This is a genomic window from Streptomyces sp. DH37 (assembly GCF_029813835.1).
Taxonomy (GTDB): Bacteria; Actinomycetota; Actinomycetes; order Streptomycetales; family Streptomycetaceae; genus Streptomyces.
On record NZ_JARVKV010000069.1, the window covers coordinates 25,052 to 35,317 of the forward strand.

The window sequence follows — 10,266 nt, forward strand, 5'->3', positions numbered from 1 at the left end:
GTCACCGCCGGACGCTCCCGGCGGCCGGGGCCCCGCAGCGCCGGCGGCGGGCGAAGTGGGTGACGGCGGCGGTGGCGCCCGTCAGCAGCAGCGCGGCGGGGAGCAGCGACAGCAGCACGGGCAGCGGGACGTCCCACCGGCCGAGCGCCGTCAGGACGTGGGCCGGGGCGATGCCCAGCAGCGCCAGGCCGAGCAGCAGCCGGGCGGGCTCGAACGCGTGCCGCCTCACCGTCCCGCCTCCCCCGCCGGTTCCTTCCGCGGTTCCCCCGCCGTCCCGTCCGCCGTCCCGTCCGGCAGGTGCTGCACGATCACGGCCTCGCCCACCCCGACGTGGACGTACAGCCTCAGCGTGCCTCCCGGCCCGCCGCCCTCCGCCGGGGGCAGCGTGCGCCGTCCGGTCACCCCGATCCCGCCGCCGCCCTGCGCGCTTCCCCAGCCGTCGGCGCCGGGGAGCCCGGCGAGACGGTAGCCGCCGACCCCCACGTCGACGGTCAGCTCCACCTCGACGTCGTGCGGCACGACGACCCGCGCCTCACCGGCGCCCACGTCCAGCGCCGTGCGCAGCGTCCGGCCCTCCTCCGGCCGCACCCCCGACAGGTCGAGCGTGGCCGTGCCGGTGCCCAGGTGGTACCGCTCCTCGACCGCGGCGGCGCCCGCCGGGCTCCAGGCGGCGTCGGCCCAGTCGGTGGCGATGTCCCTCGGCAGCAGCAGGGAGCCCGTCAGCAGCACGCCGGTGCACACGATCGCGAAGAGTGTGCCCCCGCCCGTGCGCCCGTGGAAGGCGCTGACCACCGCGCCCAGGCCGAAGACGCCCAGCGCCGAGCCGAAGCCGACGGCGAGCGCGACGCCCAGCGGCTGCGAGGCCCAGGCGGCGGCCGTGCCGGCCACGGCGGCGGCCATCGCCAGCAGGAGGACCAGGCCCCCGATGGACGTCCGCCCGCGCGGCGCGGAGGGCGGCCGGGAGGGGGCGTCCCGGGACGTGTCCGCGCCGGCCGCCCCCTCCTGCGGACCGGCCGTCCCCGTGTACGGCCCGACGGACGGCTCGTCCTCCGGCCCCCACAGGTACCCGGTGTCGTCCGGCCTCCCCGGCGGCCCGTCCTTCGTCAGCGGCCCGCGCCACCACGACGGTCCGGCCGGTGCGGGCGGGGCCTTGGTCTCGGGGGGCGCGTCCGCGACGACGTGGGCGGTCGAGGGGTCCGCCGGCCTCCCCCCCTCCTCCGCGGCCGCGGCGCGGCGCCGGTACTGCGACCAGTAGGCGGCGCCCGCGACGGAACCGGCGAGCATCACCGAGAACATCTGCGTACCGCCGGTGCCGCGGCCCAGCGAGGTCAGGAAGAGGCCGCTGCCGACGAGCGCGCAGAGCACGGCGCTCAGCGAGGTGCCCTCCACCCGGCCCGACAGCAGCCGCCGGCCCTCGTTCTCGTCCTCGCCCTCCAGCGGGACGAGCAGCCAGGCGAAGCCGTAGAAGAGCAGGCCGAGGCCGCCGACGACCGACAGCACGGCCAGCGGCACCCGGAAGATCACCGGGTCGAGGTCGTAGTGGCGGCCCAGACCGCCGCACACCCCGGCGACGACCTTGTGCCGGCGGCTGCGGACGAGCCGCGCTCTGGCCTCCGGCGCGTCCGGCGCGTCCGGGGTCCCCGGGGCCTCCGGCTCGGGCTCGCCGGCGGGCGGCTGGGCGTCTTTCATGGGGTCCATGGTGACGTGCCCGCGACGCGCGGGACATCAGGGGGCGTCCCGGAGGCGACCCTGAGTTCTCGGGGCCGGATCAGGGACCGACCCTGATGTCCCGCGCCGCGCGTCCGTGTGACGATCGTGGCATGACCACCGCCGCCCCGCCGTCCGCCGCCGAGTCCCCACCGCTGCGCAGGCTCTACCGCAGCGCCGAGGGGCGACTGCTCGGCGGTGTCGCGCGCGGGCTGGCCGGGCATCTGGGGGTGCCGGTCTCCTGGGTGCGGATCGTGTTCCTCGCCCTGCTGGTGGCCGACGGCCTGGGCACCCTGGTGTACGCCGCCTTCTGGTTCGTCGTGCCGCTGGGCACCGGCGGCCTCGACGCCGCGCCCAGGAGGGCGGACGGCAGACGGCTCGTCCGCAGGCCCGACAAGGGCCAGCTCCTGGCGCTGCTGGCCCTGGTCGTGGCGCTGGGGACCCTCGGCTCCAGCCTCCAGTTCGGCGCGGCGAACGCCTACGTCTGGCCCCTGCTCCTGGCCGGCGTCGGCGTGGCCGTCGTCTGGCGGCAGGCGGACAACTCCCGGCGCGCCCACTGGGTGGAGGTCAGCCGCCGCAGGAGGCTGCTGCCCATCGCGCGCAGCGCCGCCGGGGCGCTCCTGGTCTGCCTGGGCATCGCCGGCTTCGCCGTCACCCGGGGTCTGGGCCCGCACCTGGGCACGGTGCTCCAGGCGTCGCTGGCGCTGCTGGTGGGCACGGCGCTGCTGGCGGGCCCGTACCTGGTCCGCCTCACGCAGGACCTGTCGGAGGAGCGGCTGATGCGCATCCGCGCGCAGGAGCGGGCCGAGGTGGCCGCCCACGTCCACGACTCCGTCCTGCACACCCTCACCCTGATCCAGCGCAACGCCGACAACCCCCGCGAGGTGGCCCGTCTCGCCCGCGCCCAGGAGCGCGAGCTGCGGGCCTGGCTCTACCGGCCGGCCGGGACGGGCAGGGACGAGGGGGACGAGCCGGACACCCTGGCCGAGGCGGTGCGGCGCACGGCGGCCGAGGTGGAGGACCACCACGGGGTGCCGGTGGAGGTGGTGTGCGTCGGCGACTGCCCGCTGGACGAGAGGCTGAGCGCGCAGCTCCAGGCCGCGAGGGAGGCGATGGTCAACGCCGCCAAGTACGGTGGCGGGGGCGGCCCGGTGCAGGTCTTCGCGGAGGTCGAGGGGCGTACGGTCTTCGTCTCCGTGCGCGACCACGGTCCCGGCTTCGACCTGGACGCGGTGCCGCCGGACCGGATGGGCGTGCGGGAGTCCGTCATCGGCCGGATGCGGCGCAACGGCGGGACGGCCGTACTGCGCTCCGCCCCCGAGGGCGGCACGGTGGTGGAGCTGGAGATGGAGAGGGCGGAAGCATGAGCGAGGAGCAGCGCCGGGCCCGGGTGGTCCTGGTGGACGACCACCGGATGTTCCGCACGGGCGTCCAGGCGGAGATCGGGGACACCGCCGAGACCGGGGTCGAGGTCGTGGGCGAGGCCGCCGACGTGGACCAGGCGGTCACCGTCATCACCGCGACCCGCCCCGACGTCGTCCTGCTGGACGTCCACCTGCCGGGCGGCGGCGGGGTGGAGGTGCTGCGCCGCAGCGCGGCGCTGATGGCCGACCCCGAGCACCCGGTGCGGTTCCTGGCCCTGTCGGTCTCGGACGCGGCCGAGGACGTCATCGGCGTCATCCGCGGCGGCGCCCGCGGCTACGTCACCAAGACGATCACCGGCGCCGACCTGGTCAGGGCCGTCTTCCGCGTCGCCGAGGGCGACGCGGTGTTCTCGCCGCGCCTGGCGGGCTTCGTCCTGGACGCCTTCGCCTCCACCGACGCCCCGCCGGTCGACGAGGACCTGGACCGCCTCACCCAGCGCGAGCGCGAGGTGCTGCGCCTGATCGCGCGCGGCTACGCGTACAAGGAGATCGCCAAGCAGCTGTTCATCTCGGTGAAGACGGTCGAGAGCCACGTCTCGGCGGTGCTGCGCAAGCTCCAGCTCTCCAACCGCCACGAGCTCACCCGCTGGGCGACGGCCCGCCGCCTGGTGTGACGGCGTGGCGGCGTGGCGGCGTGACGGCGCGCGCCCGCGCGCGGAAGCGGCGTCAGCGGCCGGAGGCGCGCCCGGAGAAGTGGTCGGCGAGGGAGTCCAGGAGCATCGCGCTGCCCTGCTCGGCCATGTCGCGCTCCTCGGCGTCGGCGCAGCTCTGGGCGAGCGTGAGCCGGGTCCGTCCGGCGCCGTCCGGCTCGTCGAGCTCCACGGTCATGACCGCCTGCCCGGCGTGGCCGGGCACGTCCATGCCCAGGACGAGGCGCCGGTCGGCCTCCACCTCCAGGTAGGAGCCGGTGAGGGGGAAACTCCCCCCGTTGGGGGTGCTCATCACGGCCCTCCACGCGCCGCCCGGCCGCGCGTCCATCTCCACCGTCCCCGGCACGGCCCCGGACCACGGCACGTAGCGCTCGGGCTCCGTCCAGGCCGCGAAGACCTCCGCGGCGGAGGCGTCCAGCTCGCGGGTCAGGGTGTAGGCGTACCGCTGCGGCTCGCTGCTCCGGTCCATCGTCTTCTCCCGTCTCGGCGCCCCTCCCTCCGAGGGGACACCGGTTCAGACGGCCCCGCCACCGGAAACTCATCGCCGCGCCGCCCGCCCGCCTTCCTCCCGGCCCAGCCGGCCCGAACGGCCCGGACGGCCCGGACGGCCGCGCGCCGGGGCCCTCGGGGCCGAGCTCGACGCGATGGGACGCCGCTCCGGCCGGGGGCGGTGGCCGGGGCGGGCGCACCGGCACGGGCCACCGGCGGCCCTACATCCGGTCGATCGCGGTGAGGTCGATGTCGATGCCGAACGGCACCGGGAGCACCAGCCGGCCCTCGTGGACTCCCGTGAGGACGTACGCCCCCGCGGCCGGGTCGAGCGCGTGGACGTGGACGACCGGACGGCGGCCCGGGCTCTCCTCCACCAGCCAGAAGTGCGGGATGCCGGCCCGCGCGTAGAGCTGGGGTTTGCGTTCGCGGTCGCGGATCGCCGAGTCGGGTGCGACGGTCTCCACGACCAGGACGACGTCCCGGGCGCCGTGGCGGTCCGGCTCCGGGCCCCGTACGGCCTCCGCGCGGACCACGGACACGTCGGGCTCGGGCGCCTGGCCGGGGCCGAGCACGACGACCGTCTCCCGGCGCACCTTCAGATGTGCCGGGCAGCCGCGGCGCAGGCCCTCTTCCAGCAGGGAGTTGGCCCGCGCGTGGTAGAGACTCTGCCGGGCCCGGAAGACGAGGCCGCCGTCGATGAGCTGTGTGTGGGGCGGGAGTTCGGTCAGACGGAAGAGGTCCTCGACCGTGAAGCCCCGGTGCGGGGGCCGCAGCCACTCGGGGAACGGCTCGTCGTCGATGTCGTTCGCGATCGCCACATCGTCCATGCCGCCATCGTGATCACGCCCCTCCGGCCGACTCACCGGAAACACCCGTGCCGCCGCCCGTACGGGTGAATCACAATGCAGGCGTTGACCGGGAGGCCGGGCCGGGAGAAGGGCTCCCCAAGGTGGCTCCGGGGTGTCTCCGGGGTGCCTCCGGGGTGCCTTCGATGGCGCGGGCGACGTCCTGGCCGGTGCGTGGGCCCGCCCCGGCGGACGGGGCCGCGGCCCGCATGCCGACTACATGTGGTCGATCGCGGCGAGGTCGATGTCGACGTCGTAGGGGACGGTGAGCCTCAGCCGGTCGTGGTGGATGCCCGTGACCCCATAGCTCCCGGTCACGGTGTCCAGCTCGTGGACGCAGACGACGGGGTCGTCGTTCTCCCCCGTCATCTCCACGCGCCAGAAGTGCGGGATGCCGGCCCGCGCGTACTTGTGGGGCTTGGTGTCGCGGTCCCTCTCCTCGGACTCGGGCGAGACGACCTCGACCGCGAGCACCACGTCCTCCGCCTCGAAGCGCGCCTGCCGGCGGCTCCGCACGGCCCCGGCCCGGAGCACGCAGAGGTCCGGTTCGGGCGCGGTGCGGTCGGTGAGCACCACGACCGTCTCACGGCGTACCCGGTAGTGCTCGGGCACGGTCGCCCGCAGGCCGTGCTCCGGCAGGTACGGCGTCGGCGCATGGAGGTTCCGCTGCGGGCCCACGAAGACCGGGCTCCCGTCGACCAGTTCGGTGTGCGGCGGGAGGTCGGGCAGGCTGAGGAAGTCGTCCACGGTGCAGCCGTCCTGCGGCGGCATCGGCCACCGGCCGGTGGACGCACCGGGCAGCGGCTCGGCGGTCATGGTTCCTCCCATGGGCGGGATTCTCGGCCTCGGCCCGGCGTATCGAGCCGCGAACGCCCGCGCCGCCGCTCGAAGGGGTGAGCGGCGGCGCGGGCGTTGACGTTCAGGAGGGCGCGGGAGGCGTCACTCCCACTCGATGGTCCCCGGCGGCTTGCTGGTGACGTCCAGCACCACGCGGTTGACCTCGGCCACCTCGTTGGTGATGCGGGTCGAGATGCGCGCCAGCGTCTCGTACGGCAGGCGCGACCAGTCGGCCGTCATCGCGTCCTCCGACGAGACCGGGCGCAGCACGACCGGGTGGCCGTAGGTGCGGCCGTCGCCCTGGACGCCGACGCTGCGGACGTCGGCGAGCAGCACGACCGGGCACTGCCAGATGTCGCGGTCCAGCCCCGCCGCGGTCAGCTCCTCGCGGGCGATGGCGTCGGCCTCGCGCAGCAGGTCCAGGCGCTCCCTGGTGACCTCGCCGACGATGCGGATGCCCAGGCCCGGCCCCGGGAAGGGCTGGCGGTGGACGATCTCCTCCGGCAGGCCCAGCTCCTGGCCGACCATGCGGACCTCGTCCTTGAACAGCTTGCGCAGCGGCTCCACCAGCTCGAACCGGAGGTCCTCGGGGAGGCCGCCGACGTTGTGGTGGGACTTGATGTTGGCGGTGCCGGTGCCGCCGCCGGACTCCACCACGTCCGGGTAGAGGGTGCCCTGCACCAGGAACTCCACGGCCTCCTCGCCGGAGCCGGCCTCGGCGACGATCTCGCTCGCGGCCTGCTCGAAGACGCGGATGAACTCCCGTCCGATGATCTTGCGCTTCTCCTCGGGGTCGGAGACCCCGGCCAGCGCGTCCAGGAAGCGCTTCTCGGCGTCCACGACCCTGAGCTGGACGCCGGTGGCGGCCACGAAGTCCTTCTCGACCTGCTCGGACTCGCCCTTGCGCATCAGCCCGTGGTCCACGTAGACGCAGGTCAGACGCTCGCCGATGGCCTTGTTGACCAGGGCGGCGGCCACCGCGGAGTCCACGCCGCCCGACAGTCCGCAGATGGCGCGCTTGGTGCCGATCTGGGCGCGGATGGCGGCGACCTGCTCCTCGACGACGTTGGCGGCCGTCCAGGTCGGCTTCAGCCCGGCGCCCCGGTAGAGGAAGTGCTCCAGCACCTGCTGGCCGTGCGTGGAGTGCATCACCTCGGGGTGGTACTGCACGCCGTAGAGCCTGCGCTCGTCGTTCTCGAACGCCGCGACCGGCACGCCGTCGGTGGCGGCGGTGACGGCGAAGCCCTCGGGGGCGGCCGAGCAGGCGTCGCCGTGCGACATCCACACCGACTGCTCGACGGGGGTGCCCTCGAACAGGGTGGAGCCGGGCCTGGTGACGGTCAGCGGGGTGCCGCCGTACTCGCGGCGGCCGGTGTTGTCCACGGTGCCGCCCAGCACCTGCGCCATGAGCTGGAAGCCGTAGCACATGCCGAAGACGGGCACCCCGGCCTCGAACAGCGCGCGGTCGATGCCGGGCGCGTCCTCGGCGTAGACGGACGACGGGCCCCCGGAGAGGATGATCGCCTTCGGGTCCTTGGCGAGCATCTCCTCCACCGGCATGGTGGAGGGGACGATCTCGCTGTAGACCCGGGCCTCGCGGACGCGGCGGGCGATGAGCTGGGCGTACTGCGCGCCGAAGTCGACGACGAGGACGGTGTCCGGAACGTCGGGCGCGGTGGGCTCTGATGCCACGGGGCTGGCTGCCTTTCGGCGTGGATCTGGGCTGGGAAAGCCCAGTCTACCGGGGGTGTGCACCCGACCGGCCGTCTCACCGTCCGGTCCCCGGCTGGCCCTGTCCGGCGTCCGGGGGCATACTGGCCCGCATGTTCGCGCAGACCTTCTGGTTTACCTATGGCACCGGCCCGGCCGGCTGCCGTGGTCTCGCTGCGTGAACGACTGACGAGCGACTTCCCAGGCGCCCCGGGCCGGTCAAGGCCCGGGGCGCCCGTCGTGTTCCCGGCGCGTGACCGGCCGGCGGCGCACGACCCCAGGAGGGACGTACGGCCATGGCCATCACCACCACACCCGCCGCCGCCACCGGAGCCGAGGAGCGGATCGCGGAGGACCGCGGGCGGATCGACGAGCTGGACCGCCGGATCATCGCCCTGGTGCGGGAGCGCGTGGAGGTCTCCGCCCGCATCCAGCGGGCCCGGATCGAGGCGGGCGGCCGCAGGGTGAGCCTCTCGCGCGAGATGGAGATCCTCACCCGCTACCGCGAGCGGCTGGGCAGGCCGGGCACCTCCCTGGCCATGACCCTGCTGGAGCTGTGCCGCGGGCGCGCCTGAGTCCGCGTGCCGCAGGCGCGAACCCGGGCATCACATGCCGTTACCACCCGTACGGCGCATTACCGCCGGGGGACGCCGTCGTTGGACCTGGCGACCCCAGAGCCAACCGGGCGCCCGGCGGCGGTGGGGAGCGCATCGGAGCGATGAGACGCCGTCCTCCCTCGGGAGGTGAGGACCGGGCGTCGTGGGACCTCGCTCCGGTGCGGTGACCGGACGGCAGGGGACAGCGGTCCGGTCACGTCACCGGCGGTCGGTCCTCGGGACGCCGTGGACCGACCGCTCCGCGACCCGCCCCCAGGGGCGTGGGCCGGTTCCGGACAGGTTGCACGGAGGACTGCCGGTTCGGGTCGAAACGGTTGCGTGACGGGCGGCGCATCCATCACGATGCGAAGTGGGTCCGTACGCGCGGGCCCCGCGCTGAAGGACCATCCTCGCGGCGTTCCCCCCGGCGCCGCCTCAGCGTTGGCGAAGCCCTGACGCCAACGCTGACCGTGAGGGCCCCGCGGCGCCGGCCACACCCACCCGGCCGGCGCCCGGGGCCCTTCTCGCGCTCCGGGCGCGGCGGAGACCCCGGGGACGAACGGGAGGGCCGAAGGGTTGTGGCACCTCCTGTCACGGACCCGCAACGGAAAAACCACGCCGGCATGTGAGATAAGACACACCGAAACCTGGGTGAGCGTGGGCAACTGAACGCTTCCGCCCCTTATGCCGAGCCGTTCCCGGCGCGGGGTTCGGCGGGCCCTCGAAAACACGTCCGCGCCGGTCCCCGCCCGGCCCCTAGTGTGCTGGCAGCCCGCCGCGCCCGACTGCGCGAAGGCGTCCCTACTTTCTTTTCGCCTCAATCCAGATGAGGTCATACATGAAGCTTCGCCGTGCCTTCGCGGCCGCCGCCGTCACAGCCGTCATCGCGCCCGTCGCGCTGATGGCGGCGCCCGCCGCGTACGCCGACGACCACGAGACCACCCCGGGCACCTCCACCGTCACGGAGCCGGAGAACCCCGAGGAGCCGAAGACCCCCGAGAACCCCGAGGAGCCGGAGAACCCCGAGGTTCCGGAGAACCCCGAGGTTCCGGAGAACCCGGAGGTCCCGGAGACCCCCGAGAACCCGGAACTCCCCGAGGTCCCGGAGAACCCGGAGAACCCCGAACTCCCCGAGGTCCCGGAGAACCCGGAGAACCCCGAGCTCCCCGAGAAGCCCGAAACTCCCGAGGAGCCGGAGACCCCGGAGAAGCCCGAGGAGCCGGAGCTTCCGGGCGAGGAATTCCCGGAGTGCAACGAGGCCGGCTTCCAGGCGAGCCTCTCCGGCTTCCCCAACAAGATCGTCGCCGGTTCGGGCTGGAAGGAGTTCAGCCTGAACCTGGACAACAGCGGGGGTGACGACCTGGAAGAGGTCATCATCGGCGCGAGCGTCCTCTACAAGGACGACATCGAGAGCGACTTCGAGGGCGACCTCGCCTCGAAGTACGCGACGTTCCAGTACTTCGACGGCGAGACGTGGTCCAGCGACCTCTCCGACGGCGGCAACATCGGCGGCTACCTGCCCGTGTCCGCCGGCGAGAAGGTCTCCATCCGGCTGCGCCTGAGCATCTCCGCGAGCGCCCCGGCCGGTTCCGCGGTCGCGATCGCCTTCGGGGTCTACGCCGACGAGAACGGCTGCAGCTACGACGAGAAGTGGTACGACTTCGAGGTCGTCGCCGCGGGCCGGAAGCCGGGCGACGTCAACGACGCCAAGCCGCAGACCGGCGAGAACCCCGTCAGGATCAAGCCGCAGGGCGACGTGAAGGAGTTCAAGGGCCAGCTCGCCGAGACCGGCTCGTCCTCCGCGCTGCCGATGTTCGCCCTCGCGGGCGCCGCGGCCGTGGCGCTGGGCGCCGGTGCGGTGTACGTGGTGCGGCGCCGCAACGGCGCCGGTGCGGACACCTCCGCCGCCGCGTGACGCGATGACGGTGTGACCCGCCCGGGACACGGGCGGGGAACGCGGTTGAGTGAAGAGGTGGGAGGGGTGGAGCGGCCGGGCCGCTCCACC

General features: G+C 74.4%; 10 protein-coding genes. 4 read left to right on the top strand and 6 right to left on the bottom strand.

The genetic code is table 11. From position 1 onward, the window contains the following. Position 1: 1 nt before the first annotated feature. Positions 2-229 carry a hypothetical protein gene (locus QC029_RS25805; RefSeq protein WP_279558202.1) on the bottom strand — a complete coding sequence of 76 codons (228 nt, stop codon included), beginning with the start codon at positions 227-229 and terminating at the stop codon, positions 2-4. Continuing rightward, positions 226-1,689 carry a PspC domain-containing protein gene (locus QC029_RS25810; protein ID WP_279558203.1) on the bottom strand — a complete coding sequence of 488 codons (1,464 nt, stop codon included), beginning with the start codon at positions 1,687-1,689 and terminating at the stop codon, positions 226-228. Before QC029_RS25810 ends, QC029_RS25805 begins: the two co-directional genes overlap by 4 nt. A 131-nt stretch (positions 1,690-1,820) precedes the next feature. On the opposite strand from QC029_RS25810, the gene QC029_RS25815 reads away from it, so the two are divergent. After that, positions 1,821-3,074 (top strand): ATP-binding protein, encoded by a 1,254-nt coding sequence (locus QC029_RS25815; RefSeq protein WP_279558204.1) that lies wholly within the window; start codon positions 1,821-1,823, stop codon positions 3,072-3,074. Further along, positions 3,071-3,745 (top strand): response regulator transcription factor, encoded by a 675-nt coding sequence (locus QC029_RS25820; RefSeq protein WP_279558205.1) that lies wholly within the window; start codon positions 3,071-3,073, stop codon positions 3,743-3,745. The genes QC029_RS25815 and QC029_RS25820 overlap by 4 nt, the downstream gene beginning before the upstream one ends. A gap of 52 nt (positions 3,746-3,797) precedes the next feature. On the opposite strand, the gene QC029_RS25825 is transcribed toward QC029_RS25820, so the two are convergent. The 4 genes from QC029_RS25825 to guaA form a co-directional block, all read right to left on the bottom strand. Then, positions 3,798-4,250 carry an SRPBCC domain-containing protein gene (locus QC029_RS25825; RefSeq protein ID WP_279558206.1) on the bottom strand — a complete coding sequence of 151 codons (453 nt, stop codon included), beginning with the start codon at positions 4,248-4,250 and terminating at the stop codon, positions 3,798-3,800. Between the two features lie 241 nt (positions 4,251-4,491). Next, positions 4,492-5,100, bottom strand: coding sequence for a Uma2 family endonuclease (locus QC029_RS25830; RefSeq protein ID WP_279558207.1), 609 nt, complete (start codon positions 5,098-5,100; stop codon positions 4,492-4,494). 234 nt (positions 5,101-5,334) lie between these two features. Then, entirely contained in the window at positions 5,335-5,946 is a 612-nt protein-coding gene (locus QC029_RS25835; RefSeq protein ID WP_279558208.1) for a Uma2 family endonuclease, read from the bottom strand. Positions 5,947-6,057: 111 nt separating this feature from the next. Then, positions 6,058-7,647, bottom strand: coding sequence for a glutamine-hydrolyzing GMP synthase (guaA, locus tag QC029_RS25840; RefSeq protein WP_279558209.1), 1,590 nt, complete (start codon positions 7,645-7,647; stop codon positions 6,058-6,060). A 314-nt stretch (positions 7,648-7,961) separates the two neighbouring features. Between guaA and QC029_RS25845 the strand changes: the two genes are divergently transcribed. Continuing rightward, entirely contained in the window at positions 7,962-8,240 is a 279-nt protein-coding gene (locus QC029_RS25845) for a chorismate mutase (protein ID WP_279558210.1), read from the top strand. Positions 8,241-9,099: 859 nt separating this feature from the next. Then, positions 9,100-10,176 carry an LAETG motif-containing sortase-dependent surface protein gene (locus QC029_RS25850; RefSeq protein ID WP_279558211.1) on the top strand — a complete coding sequence of 359 codons (1,077 nt, stop codon included), beginning with the start codon at positions 9,100-9,102 and terminating at the stop codon, positions 10,174-10,176. Positions 10,177-10,266 lie beyond the last annotated feature (90 nt).

Bases quoted from the DNA above. Each gene is read 5' to 3' on its own strand.
- QC029_RS25810 (WP_279558203.1), bottom strand. From the start codon at position 1,689: ATGAAAGACGCCCAGCCGCCCGCCGGCGAGCCCGAGCCGGAGGCCCCG.
- QC029_RS25815 (WP_279558204.1), top strand. From the start codon at position 1,821: ATGACCACCGCCGCCCCGCCGTCCGCCGCCGAGTCCCCACCGCTGCGC.
- QC029_RS25820 (WP_279558205.1), top strand. From the start codon at position 3,071: ATGAGCGAGGAGCAGCGCCGGGCCCGGGTGGTCCTGGTGGACGACCAC.
- QC029_RS25825 (WP_279558206.1), bottom strand. From the start codon at position 4,250: ATGGACCGGAGCAGCGAGCCGCAGCGGTACGCCTACACCCTGACCCGC.
- QC029_RS25830 (WP_279558207.1), bottom strand. From the start codon at position 5,100: ATGGACGATGTGGCGATCGCGAACGACATCGACGACGAGCCGTTCCCC.
- QC029_RS25835 (WP_279558208.1), bottom strand. From the start codon at position 5,946: ATGGGAGGAACCATGACCGCCGAGCCGCTGCCCGGTGCGTCCACCGGC.
- QC029_RS25845 (WP_279558210.1), top strand. From the start codon at position 7,962: ATGGCCATCACCACCACACCCGCCGCCGCCACCGGAGCCGAGGAGCGG.
- QC029_RS25850 (WP_279558211.1), top strand. From the start codon at position 9,100: ATGAAGCTTCGCCGTGCCTTCGCGGCCGCCGCCGTCACAGCCGTCATC.